Genomic DNA, 18,624 nt, shown 5'->3' on the forward strand with positions numbered 1-18,624 from the left:
GAGAAACCCAACTAAGCAAAGGGGAGGGGAATCTTTTTGACTGATGTAAGCGAACGGCTTTCATTTTTTGCCGCTCTTTATAAAGTGGATCAAAATCCCGAGGCAGGGATGTGGTGGCTTTATATCACCATCTTCATCCTGTCCGCTGTTGTTTTTCAATTGGGGTTTGCCAAGCGGCTGCCCCTGTTGAAAACAGCAGTCATTTATGTCTTTCTTGCTTTAGGATGTACGATTCTGACTTTTTTCGGCGTGTTTTTGCCGGTCGGCGAAGGTCTGATCGTGGCGGCTCTGATCCTGACGATCTACAAAATCCGGCTGCACCGCTCCAAAAAGGAGCAGGAGACAGGCGTCAGTCCTTAAAAGATGAGATGAACACAAAAAAGACACGGCCCATTTCAGGGCTGTGTCTTTTTTCATTGTTCTGCCAAAAAATCACTCAGTAATAAGTCGCTGAACAGCCTTCTGGCAAAAAGGATTTCGTCTGCTGAATAACGGTCCAAAAAGTCTTTAAAACGCTGTTCGATTTGATCATGTTGCCGCTGATGGATGACATGCACTTTTCTCCCTTTAGCGGTTAAGCGAAAATAGACTTCTTTTTTATTATCGCTGAGCTGGGTTTTGCTGATGAGTCCTTTTTTGATCAGCTTCGCTGTGATTCTTGAAACGGTTGCTTTTGAAAGGCCCATTTTCCCGGCGATAGAGGTGACGTTAATCGGTTCATAATCTCCGATGCAGGCGATGGCATGTATGTCGGACATGTTCAGCTTCAGCTCAGAGCCAAGTTCCTGCTCCATGTTTTCGATCTGTACCGACATTCGCTTCTCCATGATGCTTTCTTGCTGTTCTTGCTGATGAATGAGTTTAATGTACATGTCAAATATCTCTTGTTTGGCGTGTGTCAAATGTTCCATGCAGAAAACGGTCTCCTTTTTGATCGATTTTCTGCTACTATTATATCATTTTGTTTCAGGTGAAACAAAATGATTATAAGAATGGAATTGGAACGTGTCCGCACCACCGCTGAAGACCCTCGGAAATCAGCCGTTTCGCGTCTGTTTCGGAATGGTCGACGGCCCAGGCGACATAGCCGTCCGGCCGGATCAGGGCTGCCTTGACATCCTTCCATTCCGGACGCTCCAACATGCTTTTAGCTTCCACTGTTTTGATATGAGGGAGGCTTGGAAGCTGGATTGATTCTTCGTCAAACGTAACAAATACAAAACTTCCGGAATGAAGGAACGAATAGAGCTGCTTAGACGTACCGTCGCGAAGCATGACCTCGAAATCGGGAAGCCGCTTTCCGTTCAGCTGATGCTCCGGCATCTTTTCGTCAGGCAGGCAGGTTACGCTGAGCGCTGTAATTTGCTCTGCCAGATAACGATTGACCTCAGGGAATGTGAGGAGGTCTGACAACAGTCCACGCATATGAAGTCCGTCCCTTGTAAAATCAAACATCTTCGTTTGAATTTGCGTATTGCGAAGAAGCTCTGCACCGACAGGATGTCTTTCCTTGTGATAGCTCTCCAGCAGCCAGTCAGAGGCTCTGCCGTTGATGACGGCTGCAAGCTTCCAGCCGAGATTCATCGCGTCCTGAAGTCCCACATTCAGTCCTTGTCCGCCGGCAGGGAAATGGATGTGCGCTGCATCTCCAGCCAGAAAGACCCGTTGTGAACGGTAGCGTTCGGCCAGCCTGCTGGCATTGCCGAATCGCGACATCCATACCGGATGATTGATCCCGAAGTCAGTGCCGCAGATCCGCAGAAGGTCTTTCTTTAATTCCTCCAATGTCACCGGCTCGTGCAAAAGCCGCTGCGGCATATGCGGCGCTATGCTGAGAACACGGTAAATGCCCGGTGACAATGGTACGATGACAACGGCTCCTTCTTCATTCATGCTCGTATAGAAGTTCGAGTTAGGCGGATTATCAAGCGATACATCGCCAAGGACGGCTGTAATACTTGCGTCGGTTCCGGGAAAAGCGATTCCCGCTTGTTTACGGACGGTGCTTCCAGCCCCGTCGGCGCCGACAATGTAAGCCGCCGTTAAAAAAGTCAATCCGTCAGGGCCTTGGACGACAAGCTCTGCATTTTCATCGTTCTGCCGGACGGCAAGCACTTCATGGCCGCGAAGGATGCAGACATCCAAACTGCGCGCATGTTCATCAAGAACTTTCTCCGTCTCGGTTTGAGGAAGAAACAGCGTATAATTGGATCGTGTATCAAGCAAAGAAAAATCCAATGCCGGGTTAAGGCCCGCAAAATGTCCGCTTGGAAGCGGCCTGCCTTTTTCTTTAAATCGATCAAACAAACCGCGCATTTCCAATAGTTCGATTGAACGCGGATGCAGTGTCAGCGCTTTTGAATAAGGAGAGGGTTTTTCCAGGCGTTCAACGACGCATGTACGCACACCGGCCATTGCTAATTCTGAAGCGGTCAACAGACCGACCGGGCCACCCCCGACAATTAAAACATCAAAATCCATGATTTATCACTCCTTTTTTTGTTTCGTGTGAAACAATTTGAATATACTACAAATGAAAATGTTTATCAATTAATTCCTCTTTTTTTGTTCCTTGTGAAACAAAAATGAGAAAAAAGACATGAATTCCTGTTCATGTCTATACGGTGCTTTTACGATTGTATCTGCTCTTTGTTTTTTCTGTGCGGATATAATTTAAAACGGCCGGTTTTCATCCGGTTCTCGGTTTTGATTTTAATTCGTTCGTAGCATTCATTGCACATATACGTATGTATGGGCCGGTTTCGAAGACGCTTGGCAATCAGTGTGTCATCATCGATTAGATCAATTTTGTCACACAATGAACACTTTACCCTCACTTTTTTTCACCTCGCTTATGATTCATTATATCACCAATGCCAGGACAAAAAAATTTTCTGCAAAAGAAAAAAGGAAAAAGCTTATGCCGGAAAGAAGGTAAAGGCACAAGCTTTTTCAAGATTATTGCTGTCTGTTTTTCATGTATTTATTCGATTGATCGTTCTGTTGTTTTTCAAGCTGTTTTTGCCGGTTGCCGTTCAGCTGGTCATTGTTCGATTTTGTCGGGTTTGTATTTTGGTCGTCTGTTGCATCATTCGGTACTTCCGGAAGAACGCGTCCGACAATTGCTGCCAGTTCATCAAGGATACCTTTGACAGGCCTTCCCGCCTGTATTTCTTTGCCCATCGCTCTGAGCCGGTTTACCGTGTCGGGATCGGCTACCACAGCCGCGTTTGCGCCATATGGATCATTTTGCAGGGCTTGGGCGACCGAGTATTTAATCGATTCGACTTTACTTCGCTCCAAATTATCTTTTACATCAATGCCGACGACGGCGAGCCTTCCGAGGACGATGGCTGTCGCGTCATTAACTCCGGGGACGCTCTCGGTTATTTTGACAAGGCGTCTTGAAATCGCCTGGCCATCTTCACGGTTAACCGGCTCCTGGGCTGTGTTCTTCACCTGAACAGGCTTATTGCCCGGAAGTTCATTCGCGTTATCTCGGGCATTATTTTGAATGCCGCAGGCTGAAAGCAGCATAACGGTTTGAATTAGGATCAAAAAAATGATTCGCACTTGAGGTTGCCTCCTTATAAATGCTTTCAATATTTTTATTGTTGAATTAACCTTCTATCTTTATTCACAAAAACATATATTTTAGCGGGCGCTCCATCAGCTTTTAAACCACTTCAAAATAAAAGGCTAAAAATCCTGACCAGGAGGCGGAAGATTGAGTAAAATTTATGTGTTAGATACGAATGTGTTATTGCAGGATCCGAATTCAATCTTTTCTTTTGAAGATAATGAGGTTGTCATTCCGGCTGTCGTATTGGAGGAGGTCGACTCTAAAAAACGCTATATGGATGAAATTGGGAGAAATGCAAGGCGCGTATCTAAACTGATCGATGATTTGCGTTTAAGAGGAAGGCTGTATGAAAATGTACCGCTTCAAAACGGAGGAAGCATAAGAATCGAACTCAACCACCGCTCCTTTCACCAGCTTCAGGAAATTTTTATAGAAAAAACGAACGACAACCGCATTTTAGCTGTTGCGAAAAATTTGAGTCTGGAGGAAGAAACGAAAGAGGACGGACGTCCCGTCATCCTTGTCAGCAAAGACATGCTCGTCCGGGTCAAAGCCGATGCAATCGGTTTGATGTCGGAAGATTTTCTCCATGACCGGGTTGTTGAAAACGATGATATATACAGCGGTTTTACCGATTTATACATTCATGCCGACCAGATGAACGCATTTTATGAAAATCACTTTTTGCCGCTTGATGAAGTCAGCAGTGAATCATTTTGTCCGAATCAATTCGTCATTATGAAGGATGCGCTCGGCGGTTCATCCTCGGCGGTCGGGATCGTTGATCAAAGTGGAAAAGCCGTCAAAAAGCTGGTTTTTGATCAGGAGCAGGTCTGGGGAATCCGGTCGAGAAACGTTCAGCAGACGATGGCGCTCGAGCTTCTGTTAAGGCAGGATATCCCGCTTGTCACATTAACCGGAAAGGCCGGAACAGGGAAGACGCTGCTAGCGCTGGCAGCGGGGCTGCTGCAGACGGAAGACTTGGGCAATTTCAAAAAGCTGGTCGTCACAAGGCCGATCGTTCCGGTCGGCAAGGATATCGGATATTTGCCGGGAGAAAAAGAAGAGAAGCTGCGCCCTTGGATACAGCCGATTTTTGATAACCTGGAATATTTATTTAATGCAAAAAAGCCCGGCGAACTCGAAGATATTTTAGCGGGGATGGGCTCCATTCAAGTTGAAGCTCTCACCTATATACGGGGCAGAAGCATTCCTGATCAATTTATTATCATCGACGAGGCCCAAAATCTGACCAAGCATGAGGTGAAGACACTGCTCACGCGTGTCGGGGAAGGCAGTAAAATCGTCCTGATGGGGGACACGGAGCAAATCGACCATCCGTATCTGGATGCGATGAATAACGGCTTGGCTTACGTCGTGGAGCGTTTCAAAGATCAGAAAATTTCCGGGAACGTAAGACTTTTGAAAGGGGAGCGCTCAGGGCTTGCAAGGCTTGCGGCCGATTTGCTGTAAAGAAAAAACCTGGATATGCTGTCCAGGTTTTTTCAAAGCGGCTAAAACCGCCTATTGAACGTGAATTTCTGTTACACGTTTGATCGGATTTGTCCGGTTTGAGCCGTCCGCAAAATAAACATGGACAGGCCCGTCTTCTGTCAGCGGCTTTCCGTTTTGGCTGAAACAGAGAATGATGCCGCGCGCTTTTTCGATCGGAACCGGGACATCGCCTTCTTTTGTTTTAAAGATGCACAGATTGGCGGACGCTGACAATTCCGCGTTGTTTAAAAAAGGTTCCAGCTTGATCGCGAACGTTCCATCAAGCAGTTTTTCCCTTTCATACTTTTTCTCCGATTTTAATGTCGGCGGCGACACAGCGCCTTCCCTGATGATGCGCTCCCGGTCAATCTCAAGGTCAGCCGGCTCTTGTTCCCTTTCTTCACTGTTTGAAAAAAATTGATCCAGTTCGAACTTTCGATCATCAAAAATCCATACGCTTGGATCAAGTGTAATCGGGTATTTCACATTTCCTGTAATTGTCACAATCATCATGTTTCTCACCACTCCCTCACAGAGATTATAAGCGCTTTCTTTCGGATTGTCACTTCTCATAACACAGCCATCCTCAGGGAAAGGTAAAAGAAAAGCCGCTTAGGATGGAGGATGTAAACTTGAATTGCCGGCATAATGATGAGCTCGAATATTTTGTCACAGAAGCGAAAAAAGTCACCTCGAAAGGAAAGGTGGCCTCATACATACCGGCCTTGGCGGAATTATCAGAAGATGATTTGTCGGTCGCGGTCTACTATACGGACGGCACATGCATTTCGGCAGGAGATGTGGAAAAGATGTTTACGCTGCAAAGCATTTCTAAGGTGCTGGCGCTTGCTCTTGTGTTAATGGATCACGGCCCGGAAAAAGTGTTCGATTTTGTAGGGAAGGAACCGACAGGGGATCCGTTCAATTCCATCATCAAGCTCGAAACCGTAAATCCGGGTAAGCCGCTGAATCCGATGATCAATGCCGGCGCATTGGTGGTGACGAGCATGATAAAAGGAGCGGCGGCATCTGACAGAATCGGCGGCCTTTTAGATTTTGTCAGGGAGCTTGCGAATAATCGGAACATCTCTGTTTGTGAAAAGGTCGCGGAATCAGAGTTTCAAACATCGATGGTGAACAGGGCCATGTGCTATTACATGAAAGAGCATGGTATTTTCCAGGCGGATGTGGAAGATGTCATGGATTTATATACCAAGCAGTGCGCTATTCAAATGAACAGCCTTGACCTGGCCAAAATCGGCTGTGTTTTTGCCTTGAACGGAAAGCATCCGGAAACGGGAAAACAGCTCATTCCGAAAGATATCGCGAGAATCTGCAAAACCTTTATGGTGACCTGCGGCATGTACAATGCCAGCGGCGAATTTGCCATCAAAATCGGAATTCCGGCGAAAAGCGGAGTCTCCGGCGGAATTATGGGGCTCGTCCCATACAGCTTCGGCATCGGCATATTCGGGCCCGCATTGGACGAAAAGGGAAACAGCATAGCCGGAATCCGCCTGCTGGAGCTGTTGTCGGCGAATTACAGCCTGAGCATTTTTTAAGTTTGCAGAATCCGGTGAAGGGGCAGAAATAGCTTGCATTTTTATGGGTTAGGCTTTATTATAAATAGAAGAATTAGGTACTCGCCTGGGGAACGGAGGGATACTTTTGGCGTCTGAGATTGTAGTCGATCATCGTGAAAAAGCACTTGCCTTGTTAAAACGTGATGCTGATAAAATTTTGAAGCTGATTCAAGTGCAAATGGACAACTTAACGATGCCTCAATGTCCTCTTTATGAAGAGGTTTTAGATACACAAATGTTCGGACTCTCAAGAGAAATTGACTTTGCTGTCCGCCTTGGATTAGTAGAAGAACAAGAGGGAAAAGAACTGCTTTACAGGCTGGAGCGAGAATTGTCTGCGCTGCATGAAGCATTTACAAACAAATAAACGGATCACTCAGGGGATACTTCTTTAGTCTGAGTCAGCTTGTCGACAATATGTCTGTTCATACAGATGGCCGGCAGGCTTTTTTTGTTATAGCGGAATTCCGGGGTTGATGAAGGAGCATAAGGTGTTTGCAAAGAATAAACGAAGACGCCCATTCTGCCGATATGAAAAGAACAGGTGGAAGACGGACGATTCTTTCAGCGGAATGTCGAAGGTCTATAAAAGGGTATCCTTCGTTCTTTTTAAGAAAGTGTAGTAAAATAACGAAGGATCAAATATTTTAAGGGGAAAGTAAGGAAGAGGATAATATGATAAAAAGAATGCTCAAATCCTATGATTATTCATTAATCTTTGCTGTATTCCTCCTGTGCGGGTTCGGTCTCGTGATGGTGTACAGCTCAAGCATGATTACGGCGGTGACAAGATTCGGAAAGGACAGCAGTTATTTTTTCGATAAACAGCTCATATTCATGGTGTTCGGAACGATAGTGTTTTTATTCACGGCACTTTTTCCGTATAAGGCATTCGCCAATCAAAAATTCCAAAAAATATTGCTGCTTGCTTCCGTCATCGCCTTGGTCGCTCTGTTTGCAGTCGGCCATGTTGCGGGAAACGCTCAAAGTTGGTACAAATTTGGAGGTTTAAGCATTCAGCCGGGAGAGTTTGCCAAACTGACCGTCATCTTGTATCTTTCTTCCGTTTATGCGAAAAAACAAAGCTATATCGATAATTTGGGAGCGGGAATCGCCCCACCGGCGCTTATCACGCTCATCATTTGCGCATTGGTCGCCGTCCAGCCTGATTTCGGTACGGCATCCATCATCGGTTTAATCGCTTTATGCATTATTTTGTGTTCAGGATTCAGCGGAAAGACGCTGCTGAAGCTCCTGATGCTGACAGGGATTGTTCTCCTGCTTGTCAGCCCGTTGATTTTATTAAATATGGACAGCATTTTAACCGAAGGGCGGATGAATCGCTTTGAAAGCTATCAAAACCCGTTCAAAGATGCTCAAAAATCAGGGTTTCAGGTCGTCAATTCCTACCTTGCGATCGGTTCCGGAGGGCTTTTCGGCCTCGGGCTCGGCGAAAGCGTCCAAAAATACGGATATCTGCCTGAATCGCATACTGACTTCATCATGGCGATCATTGCCGAGGAGCTCGGCATATTCGGCGTTTTGTTTGTCATTCTGCTGCTCAGCTTCATCGTATTGAAAGGATTTTATATTGCGAGAAAATGCGACGATCCGTTTGGAAGTCTGCTGGCGATCGGAATATCAAGCATGATCGCGATCCAGTCATTCATCAACCTGGGGGGCATTTCAGGCCTGATTCCTCTGACCGGGGTCACGCTGCCGTTTATCAGCTATGGGGGGTCATCGCTCATGGTGCTGATGGGAAGCGCCGGGCTGCTGGTGAATATCAGTATGTTTAATGAATATTTTGATAGATACAAGCGCAAAGAGCCTATTAATACTACAAAAATTAAAGAAAATCAATATAAAAAAAGTATAAATTATTAAAAAACTAATCGTGTACAGGCTCATCTGATTGATTTAGAATAGGATACATACTAAAACAGCGGATGAGGGGGAACGACATGTCACAACAGCCTATACAAAAAGTTCTTGTTGCGAACAGAGGGGAGATTGCAATCCGCGTGTTCCGCGCCTGTACAGAATTGAATATCCGTACGGTTGCGATTTATTCCAAAGAGGACAGCGGATCTTATCACAGATACAAGGCTGATGAAGCCTATTTGGTAGGCGAAGGAAAGAAGCCGATAGATGCTTATCTGGATATTGAAGGAATCATTGAGATTGCAAAGCGGAACCATGTGGATGCGATTCATCCAGGCTATGGATTTTTATCGGAGAATATCCAGTTTGCCAAGCGCTGTGAAGAGGAAGGCATCATTTTTATCGGTCCGACCTCTGAACACCTTGATATGTTCGGCGATAAAGTCAAAGCCCGTGAACAGGCCGAGAAAGCGGGCATCCCGGTAATCCCGGGAAGCGACGGACCTGTGAAGGATGCAGAGGATGTCAAGCGCTTCGCTGAAGAAAACGGATATCCTTTTATTATCAAAGCGTCCCTTGGCGGCGGAGGCCGCGGCATGAGGATCGTAAGAAGCGAGTCTGAATTGCAGGAGTCCTATGACCGGGCGAAATCAGAAGCGAAAGCCGCTTTTGGGAATGATGAAGTGTATGTTGAAAAGCTGATCGAAAAGCCGAAGCATATTGAGGTTCAGATTATCGGAGACAAGGAAGGGAACGTTGTTCATCTGTATGACCGGGACTGCTCCGTGCAAAGGCGTCATCAAAAAGTCATTGAAATCGCACCAAGCGTTTCTCTTTCCGAGTCGCTGAGGGAAAAAATCTGCGATGCCGCCGTCGCACTTGCGAAAAACGTCAATTATATCAATGCCGGAACGGTCGAATTTTTAGTCGCGAACGATGAATTTTTCTTTATTGAAGTCAATCCGCGCGTTCAGGTCGAACACACCATCACAGAAATGGTGACAGGCGTCGATATCGTCCAGACGCAGATTATGATCGCCGGGGGGCTGAGCCTGAAGAGCAAAGAAGTGAACATCCCGTCACAGGATGCGGTCACTCTTCACGGCTTCGCGATCCAGTCACGGGTAACGACAGAAGACCCGTCAAACAACTTCATGCCTGATACAGGCAAGATTATGGCCTACCGGTCTGGCGGGGGATTCGGGGTCCGGCTGGATACGGGAAACAGCTTCCAGGGAGCCGTGATCACCCCGTACTACGATTCTCTGCTCGTCAAACTGTCGACATGGGCGCTGACGTTCGAACAGGCTGCTGCGAAAATGGTCCGAAACCTTCAGGAATTCCGGATAAGAGGGATTAAAACCAATATTCCTTTTCTGGAAAACGTGGCAAAGCACGAAAAGTTCCTGACAGGCCAATATGATACGTCTTTTATCGATACCACGCCTGAGCTCTTTGTGTTCCCTAAACAAAGAGACCGGGGAACAAAAATGCTGACATATATCGGGAATGTAACGGTGAACGGCTTCCCTGGCATCGACAAAAAGAAGAAGCCGGAGTTTGATAAGCCGCAAATCGTCAAAACCGATGTGGATCAGCCGATTCCAAACGGCACAAAACAGATCCTCGACCAACAGGGGGCCGACGGACTTGTCAAATGGGTGAAAGAACAGGAATCCGTGCTGTTGACGGATACGACGTTCCGCGATGCCCATCAGTCATTGCTCGCGACAAGGGTCAGAACCCATGATCTGATGAAGATTGCCAATCCGACAGCGGCTCTCTGGCCTGAGCTGTTCAGTCTTGAAATGTGGGGCGGCGCAACATTTGACGTGGCCTACCGCTTCTTAAAAGAAGATCCTTGGAAAAGGCTTGAAGACCTGCGGAAAGAAATTCCGAACACGATGTTCCAGATGCTGTTAAGATCGTCAAACGCCGTCGGCTATAAGAACTATCCCGACAATCTGATTAAAAAATTCGTCAATGAATCGGCGGCTGCGGGAATCGATGTGTTCCGCATTTTTGACAGTCTGAACTGGGTGAAAGGCATGACGCTTGCCATTGACGCCGTCCGTGATTCCGGAAAACTCGCCGAAGCGGCGATCTGCTATACCGGCGACATTCTTGATCCGGCAAGAACGAAGTACAACCTTGAGTATTATACTTCTATGGCCAAGGAACTGGAAGCGGCCGGAGCCCATATTCTCGGCATTAAAGACATGGCAGGCTTGCTAAGGCCTCAGGCGGCCTATGAATTGGTGTCTGCGTTGAAAGAGACAGTCGATATTCCGGTCCATCTGCACACGCATGATACAAGCGGAAACGGCATTTACATGTATGCGAAGGCGATTGAAGCCGGCGTCGACATTGTCGACGTAGCCGTCAGCTCCATGTCCGGACTGACATCCCAGCCAAGCGCAAGCTCTCTGTATCATGCGCTTGAAGGCGATAAACGCCGTCCGCAATTAAATGTTGACGCGATTGAATCTTTATCCCAATATTGGGAAGCCGTCAGAAAATATTACAGTGAATTTGAGAGCGGGATGAATGCCCCTCATACCGAAATTTACAAGCATGAAATGCCTGGCGGTCAATACAGCAATCTTCAGCAGCAGGCCAAAGGAGTCGGTCTCGGCGACCGCTGGAATGAAGTAAAAGAAATGTACAGACGGGTCAATGATCTGTTCGGAGATATCGTAAAGGTCACGCCGTCTTCCAAAGTGGTGGGGGATATGGCGCTTTACATGGTGCAAAATAAACTGACTGAAAAAGATATTTTCGAAAGGGGAGAATCCCTTGATTTCCCTGACTCGGTCGTTGAGATGTTTAAAGGGTATCTCGGCCAGCCTCACGGAGGATTCCCGGAAAAGCTGCAAAAGCTTATTTTAAAAGGGCAGAAACCGATTACCGTCCGACCTGGAGAACTGCTTGAACCGGTCTCTTTTGACGAGATAAAAACGGAATTTTTGGAGAAACATGATGTTGAACTTTCTGACCAGGATGCTGTCGCTTATGCGCTTTATCCGAAGGTGTTTACAGAGTATGTCAAAACGGCTGAGCTGTACGGCGACATTTCTGTGTTGGACACGGCGACCTTCTTCTACGGCATGACGCTCGGTGAAGAGATTGAAGTGGAAATTGAGAGAGGAAAAACACTGATCGTTAAGCTGGTCTCAATTGGAGAACCGTGTCCTGATGCGACAAGGGTCGTCTACTTTGAACTGAACGGACAGCCGCGTGAAGTCGTCATTAAAGATGAAAGTATCAAATCATCGGTTCACCAAAAAGTGAAAGCGGATCGTTCAAATCCGAACCATATCGCAGCAACTATGCCGGGAACGGTCATCAAGCTCCTGGTTGCTAAAGGCGATAAAGTCAATAAAGGCGACCATTTGATGATTAATGAAGCGATGAAAATGGAAACAACCGTCCAGGCGCCGTTTTCAGGTACCATCGAAAACATTCATGTGGCCAACGGAGAAGCTATTCAAACAGGAGACCTTCTCATTGAAATGAAGAAATAAACAAAGTCAGGCTGCCGATTGGATCGGCAGCTTTTTTAGAACGAAAAAAAGCCCCTGCTTCCTCAGCAGGGGCTTTTGCCGTCTGTTTTTCAGCTTTGTGCTTTGGTTTGATGACGGTAGCGGGTAACCAGCAACAAGAAATAACAGAAGATCCCGAACAAGCAGGAAATAAAGAATGCATGGGCAAGCGCGAAGCTCAATTCCAGGCGCGTCAGGACAACTAAAATTCCGGACAGGGCTTGGAGGAAAATCAGGATGACCGATATCATCCAGCCCCAATAAATCCGCTTCTGGGTTTTATAATGTCTTGCCGCATGAACCGCTGCGATGACAATCCAGGCGAAAAGAAGAAGGGCAGCGATTCTGTGGCCCATCTGCACCCACTCGTGGAACTGGGACGGCAGCCAGCCGTTCGTCCTGCTGCACATCGGAAAGTCCAGGCAGGCAAGGCTTGATTCCGTATGCCGGACATAGGCGCCTGTATAAACGACGATATACGTGTACACGATGATGCCTGCCATATGAAACTGCATCGTTTTTCCTATATGGAAAGATGATGCTCTTCCACTGCTGTCCGCTTCAAACACAAGGAGTGTCAGAAGAAGAACCGAAGCAAAGGAAATCAGCGAAATTCCAAAATGCAGAGCCATGATTATAGCGGATGACCCGAACACGACGGCTGCGGCTCCGAGAAGAGCCTGAAGAATAAGAAAAATAACCGACATAATGGCGAGGAACTTCGTTTCCCTGATATGGCCGATTTTTTTCCAGGTCCATACCGCCAGAGCCAAAACGAGAATACCGGAGGTACCGCTCACAAACCTGTGACTCCATTCAATAATTGATTCCAGTGTCAGCGCAGGGAATATACTGCCGTTGCAGAGGGGCCATGATCTGCCGCATCCCATTCCGGAACCCGTCTTTGTGACAAGAGCCCCGCCGATCAGGACAAAGAGCATGGCGATAGTCGTAATAATTCCCAGGGCTTTTAATGCTTTATTCATAAATTCAATTCCCCTTTTAATCCAAACTGACTGATAAAAATAATTTTTACCCACTCTCAAGTTTAAGCGAATTGATGTTCTCCTGCAATTCTTAACAATTATTGTTCACAAAAATGCAATACAATGCGTTCACATTTTTCTTGGAATTGGAGACTTGATTATTCCGGCCCCGTTTGATAGAACTATATTAGAATGCCGAAGGTTTCTCGGCTGTTGTTCACAATTTTTCCTTCATCTGTATTGAAAGTCATAAAAAGTTCACAAATATAAACCGGTTTGTCGATTAATATCTAATAGGATGTTTTTTTCCAACCGGTAATCTTGTATGATAGAGTTGTAGGTTTTTATTGAATATACCGCTTCTCTTGACGTGATGAAGGTTTGAGTAAGGGGGGTTAACATTATATGGCTGAACCAAGAATTGCAGCTGGTACAGCAATGAATGGACAAATAGAAGAAACAACGGCATGGAAGGATTTCCTCGCCCTTATCAAGGTCGGGATTGTTTACTCAAACCTGATAACAACTTTTACGGGTATGTGGCTCGCTTTTTATTTATCGAATTTGAGCTTTCTCGGAAATCTGGATATCGTGCTGTTCACTTTAGCAGGATCGTCGCTGATCATTGCAGGTTCGTGCGTTATCAACAACTACTATGACCGGGACATTGACCAGCTGATGCAGCGGACGAAAACAAGGCCGACTGTGACCGGCAAAATCCAGCCTTCCCAAGCTTTGTGGTTTGGAATTTTGCTGATTGCGCTCGGTTTTATCATGCTCCTCATGACCACGATTACGGCTGCTGTCGTCGGAATGATCGGCGTCTTTACGTATGTTTTTCTGTATACGATGTGGTCAAAGCGCCGTTATACGATCAATACGATCATCGGCAGCATTTCGGGAGCTGTTCCTCCTTTGATCGGCTGGACTGCCGTCGAAGGGTCAATCGGAGTTGTCGCATGGGTGCTGTTCTTAATTATGTTTATTTGGCAGATTCCCCACTTTCTGGCGCTGGCCATTAAGAAAACGGAGGAATACAGAGCCGCGAACATACCGATGCTGCCGGTTGTCCATGGATTTGAAGTGACGAAAAGACAAATTATCATTTGGACCGCCTGCTTAATGCCTCTGCCGTTTTTCCTCGGCGGGTTGGGCATGCCGATTGTCGTCCTCGGAACCGTATTGAATATCGGTTGGCTCATCTGCGGCCTTTTGGGCTTCAGAAGCAAAGATATCATGAAATGGGCGACGCTTATGTTTGTATATTCATTAAATTATTTGACCATATTCTTTGTAGCAATGGTCGTTCTTACACTTTTTAAAATTGGATAGAAACTCTATACTCATCACATTGAAGGCTGTCACCTAAACACGGAAGCAGACAACAATCAAGTAAAAGCCGCCTGATTCGATTTTCGATCATCTTATATGGGCGGCTTTACGTTCATACATAGATGGTATTTTGAGTAAAAAACATCATTATTTAAGAAAAGAGGAAATGTAAGTGCTTTATTGTGTGTGAGTAGTCTGATGGGTGAATGGATGTTCTATAAAAGCTTGAGTAGTGAAAGTCTCAAAAGGATTGATTGAAAAGGGGTTGGGATGAAATGTTAAAGAAATGGCGTCTGATTTCGCTTTTCACTATTTTGGCGCTCGTTTTAACAGGGTGTGGAGAACCGTTTATATCGACGCTGAAACCTGCCGGTGAAGTGGCTGATCAGCAATATTTCCTCATGATACTGAGTACGCTGATCATGGTTGTCGTCGTTATAGTCGTAAGCTTCATTTTCGTATTTGTCATTGTCAAATACAGAAGGTCTAAGCTCGGCGAAGACCACATGCCGAAACAGATTGAAGGAAACCGCAATTTAGAAATTTTATGGACTGTTATTCCGATTATTCTTTTGCTTGTGCTGGTTGTCCCTGTTGTCGCGCATACGTTCAGTCTGGCCGATACGAAGCCGATGGATAAGAAAAACAGAGACCCTGAAAAAACGCTTGTTGTCAATGTCAGGGCAAACCTTTACTGGTGGGAATTCGAATATCCTGATTACGGCGTCATCACGAGCCAGGAGCTGGTCGTTCCGACAGATGAACGCGTTTACTTTAAACTGAAAGCTTCGGATGTAAAACATTCCTTCTGGGTGCCTTCCGCGGGCGGAAAAGTTGATACGAACACAGATAATGAAAATAAATTCTACCTGACGTTCGATTCAAAGCGGGCCAAAAAAGCGGGTAATTATTTTTACGGGAAATGCGCCGAACTTTGCGGACCTTCGCACGCCTTAATGGATTTTAAAGTGAAAGCCGTTTCGAAGGATGAATTCAAAAAGTGGATGAAGAGCATGGAAAAAGATAATGCGAAGCCGAAAACAGACCTCGCTGTTGAAGGTGAAAAGCTGTTCAAAGAGAAAAACTGCCTGAGCTGCCACGCGACAGATGCGAAGGACAAGAGGGCGGAAGCGGCCAGAACAGCGCCGAATCTCGCCAATTTTGGAGAAAGGACGAAAGTAGCCGGCGTTAAAGATTTTAATGATGAAAATCTGCGGGCCTGGCTCAAGGATCCCGAAAGCATCAAACCGGGAAATAAAATGACGGGGACATACCCGGCTTTAAACGATGGGGAAATTGATGCACTGACCGAATACTTAAAGGGGTTAAAAACGCAAGATTAACGCTTCAAAGGGACAATGAGGGAGGTTACATTGTGAGTACGCTTAGAAAAAAGCAAGGTTTTGGGGCTGTGTTATGGGACTATTTAACAACTGTCGATCATAAAAAAATAGCCGTGCTTTATTTAGTAGCCGGGGGATTCTTCTTTGTGCTCGGCGGAATCGAAGCGGTGATGATCAGAATTCAGCTGATGATTCCGGAAAATGACTTCGTCAGCGCCGGAGTCTACAATGAAGTGATGACGATGCACGGCACTACGATGATCTTTCTGGCGGCTATGCCGCTCCTGTTTGCCTTGATGAATGCCGTTGTGCCGCTTCAAATCGGGGCGAGGGATGTCGCGTTTCCGTTTTTAAATTCTCTTGGATTTTGGCTGTTCTTATTCGGCGGTATTTTTCTGAACCTAAGCTGGTTTTTGGGAGGGGCGCCTGATGCCGGCTGGACGTCTTATGCTTCACTGTCTCTAAATTCTGAAGGGCACGGGATCGATTTCTTTGTGCTCGGACTGCAAATCTCAGGTATCGGTACGCTGATTGCGGGGATTAACTTCCTTGCGACGATCATCAACATGAGGGCGCCTGGCATGACCTATATGAGACTTCCGCTTTTTACGTGGACGACGTTCGTCTCTTCGGCTCTCATATTGTTCGCTTTTCCTCCTTTAACGGTCGGAATCGCGCTCTTAATGCTTGACCGTCTGTTCGGCACAAGCTTTTTCAATCCCGAATTGGGCGGAAACACGATAATCTGGGAGCATCTGTTCTGGATTTTCGGTCACCCGGAAGTGTATATTCTCATTTTGCCGGCATTCGGAATTTTTTCTGAAATCATTCCGGTTTTTTCAAGAAAAAGGCTTTTTGGCTATTCTTCAATGGTCTTTGCCACGGTATTGATCGGGTTTTTGGGATTCATGGTATGGGTTCACCACATGTTTACAACGGGCCTCGGCCCTGTTGCAAATGCGATTTTTGCTGTAGCGACGATGGCCATTGCGGTCCCGACGGGAATTAAAGTATTCAACTGGCTGCTGACGATCTGGGGCGGCAGCATTAAATTTACAACGCCGATGCTTTACGCGGTATCATTTATTCCGTCTTTCGTGCTCGGCGGGGTAACAGGGGTCATGCTTGCTGCTGCGCCTGCAGACTACCAGTTCCATGACACGTACTTTGTCGTTGCCCATTTCCATTACGTCATTATTGGCGGCGTTGTGTTCGCGATCTTGGCTGGAGCGCATTACTGGTGGCCGAAAATGTTCGGCAGAATGCTCAATGAAGCTTTAGGAAAGATTACGTTTGTACTCTTTTTTATCGGCTTCCACCTGACGTTTTTCATTCAGCACTGGCTCGGGTTGTGGGGAATGCCGAGACGTGTGTTCACATATCTGCCGAATCAGGGATTTGACACGGCGAACATGGTCAGTTCGATTGGAGCGTTTATGATGTCGGTGGCCGTCATTATCCTCGTGATCAATATCATCGTAACGGCAATCAAAGGAAAAAAAGCCGGCAGCGATCCGTGGCTTGACGGAAGAACGCTGGAGTGGGCTGTTTCATCTCCGCCTCCGGAATACAATTTTAAGCAGCTGCCTTTAGTCAGGGGACTTGATGCTTTATGGATTGAGAAAAGAGCGGGAAAACGATCATTGACGGCTGCGGAGCCTCTGCAGGATGTCCATATGCCGAACGGATCGATTCTTCCTTTCATCATCTCTCTGGGGCTTTTTGTATCGGCGTTTGGCTTTATGTACCGGACAGAATTTGCGTGGGGATTACCTGTCATCCTGACCGGACTTGGCATCACTTTCTTCTCGATGCTTCTCCGGTCGGTGATTGATGATCACGGATACCATATTCATAAGGAAGATCTGATGGATGACGATGACAAAGGGGTGAAGGCGTAATGCATACAGAAGAGAAATTAACAGCTGAAACCTTCCCGGCTTCTCCTGAAAAAGCAACCTTAGAAGGAAAAAACAAATTTATCGGATTTTGGCTATTTCTCGGAGGGGAGACGGTATTGTTTGCGTCTCTCTTCGCAACCTTTATCGCGCTGAGGAATTCAACCGCAGGAGGGCCGAAAACGAGCGAAATGTTTGACATCGGCCTTGTCTTTCTTGCGACAATGCTTCTGTTGACGAGCAGTTTGACAAGCGTATACGCGATGTATCACATGAAAAATTTCACCTTTAAAAAAATGCAGATATGGCTCGGGATTACCGTTTTGCTGGGCGCGGGCTTTCTTGCGCTTGAGATTTATGAGTTCACACATTACATCCACGAATATGAATTCACCATTACGAGCTCCGCTCTCGGCTCTGCTTTTTATACGCTTGTCGGCACACACGGAGCACACGTCACTTTCGGGCTGTTTTGGATTCTCGCGCTGATGATCAGAAACGCAAGACGCGGATTAAACCTGTACAACGCTCCGAAATTTTACGTGGCAAGTCTTTATTGGCACTTTATCGATGTTGTCTGGGTGTTTATCTTTACCGTTGTATATTTAATGGGGATGGTGGGGTAACATGGTCAATAATGAAAACAGAGGCAACCCTAAAACAGACCTCGTGTACCGCAGGAAGAAAAATGCGGAGGACATGAGATATCAGGTGATTTCATTCGGTTTAATGATCGGTTTGACTGTTGTTGCTTTTTTAACAGTTGCATCTGATGCCGGTGTATGGTTTACGGTTCCGTTTATCCTTCTGCTTGCGGTGATTCAGGTGGCGTTTCAGCTGTATTATTTTATGCACATGAGCCAGCGCGGGCATGAAGCGCCGTCCTTGTTCCTCTACTCAGGGGTTTTGGTGGCATTTGTAACCGTTTTGGGTTTTATGACAATGATCTGGTGGTAACTGACTGAGAGAAAGGAGGATG

Annotated in this window: 17 protein-coding genes; 11 read left to right on the forward strand and 6 right to left on the reverse strand. The window is 46.4% G+C overall.

Features of this window, described 5'->3' with window-relative positions; all coding sequences use genetic code 11:
- Positions 1–36 precede the first annotated feature (36 nt).
- On the forward strand, positions 37–360 hold the full coding sequence (locus R5H20_RS08485; RefSeq protein WP_006638321.1) for a YlaH-like family protein: 324 nt from the start codon (positions 37–39) through the stop codon (positions 358–360).
- A gap of 53 nt (positions 361–413) precedes the next feature.
- On the opposite strand, the gene R5H20_RS08490 is transcribed toward R5H20_RS08485, so the two are convergent.
- From R5H20_RS08490 to R5H20_RS08505, 4 genes are all read right to left on the reverse strand, one after another.
- Positions 414–911, reverse strand: a complete 498-nt coding sequence (locus R5H20_RS08490) for a MarR family transcriptional regulator (RefSeq protein WP_006638320.1) — start codon at positions 909–911, stop codon at positions 414–416.
- Positions 912–984: 73 nt separating this feature from the next.
- Complete coding sequence (locus R5H20_RS08495; RefSeq protein WP_006638319.1) at positions 985–2,481, reverse strand: monooxygenase; 1,497 nt, start codon at positions 2,479–2,481, stop codon at positions 985–987.
- Positions 2,482–2,630: 149 nt separating this feature from the next.
- Entirely contained in the window at positions 2,631–2,837 is a 207-nt protein-coding gene (locus R5H20_RS08500; protein ID WP_006638318.1) for a YlaI family protein, read from the reverse strand.
- A gap of 121 nt (positions 2,838–2,958) precedes the next feature.
- Positions 2,959–3,573, reverse strand: a complete 615-nt coding sequence (locus tag R5H20_RS08505) for a YhcN/YlaJ family sporulation lipoprotein (RefSeq protein WP_006638317.1) — start codon at positions 3,571–3,573, stop codon at positions 2,959–2,961.
- Positions 3,574–3,727: 154 nt separating this feature from the next.
- Here R5H20_RS08505 and R5H20_RS08510 point away from each other — a divergent pair, with 154 nt between their 5' ends.
- Positions 3,728–5,056 carry a PhoH family protein gene (locus tag R5H20_RS08510; RefSeq protein ID WP_006638316.1) on the forward strand — a complete coding sequence of 443 codons (1,329 nt, stop codon included), beginning with the start codon at positions 3,728–3,730 and terminating at the stop codon, positions 5,054–5,056.
- A gap of 51 nt (positions 5,057–5,107) precedes the next feature.
- Here R5H20_RS08510 and R5H20_RS08515 read toward each other — a convergent pair whose 3' ends face one another.
- The gene (locus R5H20_RS08515; RefSeq protein WP_029418550.1) at positions 5,108–5,590 is read right to left on the reverse strand and encodes a hypothetical protein; all 483 of its coding nucleotides are present in this window, start codon (positions 5,588–5,590) and stop codon (positions 5,108–5,110) included.
- 119 nt (positions 5,591–5,709) lie between these two features.
- On the opposite strand from R5H20_RS08515, the gene glsA reads away from it, so the two are divergent.
- From glsA to pyc, 4 genes are all read left to right on the forward strand, one after another.
- On the forward strand, positions 5,710–6,639 hold the full coding sequence (gene glsA, locus R5H20_RS08520; RefSeq protein WP_006638314.1) for a glutaminase A: 930 nt from the start codon (positions 5,710–5,712) through the stop codon (positions 6,637–6,639).
- 106 nt (positions 6,640–6,745) lie between these two features.
- Positions 6,746–7,027 carry an Fpa/YlaN family protein gene (locus R5H20_RS08525; protein WP_006638313.1) on the forward strand — a complete coding sequence of 94 codons (282 nt, stop codon included), beginning with the start codon at positions 6,746–6,748 and terminating at the stop codon, positions 7,025–7,027.
- A 308-nt stretch (positions 7,028–7,335) separates the two neighbouring features.
- A complete protein-coding gene (gene ftsW, locus R5H20_RS08530; RefSeq protein WP_006638312.1) occupies positions 7,336–8,547 on the forward strand; it encodes a putative lipid II flippase FtsW in 1,212 nt (403 codons plus the stop codon).
- Positions 8,548–8,624: 77 nt separating this feature from the next.
- Positions 8,625–12,068, forward strand: a complete 3,444-nt coding sequence (gene pyc, locus R5H20_RS08535) for a pyruvate carboxylase (RefSeq protein ID WP_006638311.1) — start codon at positions 8,625–8,627, stop codon at positions 12,066–12,068.
- A gap of 89 nt (positions 12,069–12,157) precedes the next feature.
- Here the strand turns inward: pyc and R5H20_RS08540 are convergent, their stop codons facing one another.
- A complete protein-coding gene (locus R5H20_RS08540; RefSeq protein ID WP_006638310.1) occupies positions 12,158–13,072 on the reverse strand; it encodes a COX15/CtaA family protein in 915 nt (304 codons plus the stop codon).
- A 405-nt stretch (positions 13,073–13,477) separates the two neighbouring features.
- Here R5H20_RS08540 and cyoE point away from each other — a divergent pair, with 405 nt between their 5' ends.
- The 5 genes from cyoE to ctaF all read left to right on the forward strand — a co-directional run bounded on the left by cyoE (position 13,478) and on the right by ctaF (position 18,602).
- Complete coding sequence (gene cyoE, locus R5H20_RS08545) at positions 13,478–14,404, forward strand: heme o synthase (RefSeq protein ID WP_006638309.1); 927 nt, start codon at positions 13,478–13,480, stop codon at positions 14,402–14,404.
- Between the two features lie 275 nt (positions 14,405–14,679).
- Positions 14,680–15,747: a cytochrome c oxidase subunit II gene (coxB, locus tag R5H20_RS08550; protein WP_006638308.1), complete on the forward strand. Its 1,068-nt coding sequence runs from the start codon at positions 14,680–14,682 to the stop codon at positions 15,745–15,747.
- 32 nt (positions 15,748–15,779) lie between these two features.
- Entirely contained in the window at positions 15,780–17,648 is a 1,869-nt protein-coding gene (gene ctaD, locus R5H20_RS08555) for a cytochrome c oxidase subunit I (RefSeq protein ID WP_006638307.1), read from the forward strand.
- Positions 17,648–18,271 carry a cytochrome c oxidase subunit III gene (ctaE, locus tag R5H20_RS08560; RefSeq protein ID WP_006638306.1) on the forward strand — a complete coding sequence of 208 codons (624 nt, stop codon included), beginning with the start codon at positions 17,648–17,650 and terminating at the stop codon, positions 18,269–18,271. Before ctaD ends, ctaE begins: the two co-directional genes overlap by 1 nt.
- Position 18,272: 1 nt before the next feature.
- Entirely contained in the window at positions 18,273–18,602 is a 330-nt protein-coding gene (ctaF, locus tag R5H20_RS08565) for a cytochrome c oxidase subunit IVB (RefSeq protein WP_006638305.1), read from the forward strand.
- Positions 18,603–18,624: the final 22 nt, after the last annotated feature.

Source organism: Bacillus sp. KICET-3, from assembly GCF_033261025.1.
In the GTDB taxonomy this organism is placed as follows: domain Bacteria; phylum Bacillota; class Bacilli; order Bacillales; family Bacillaceae; genus Bacillus; species Bacillus sonorensis.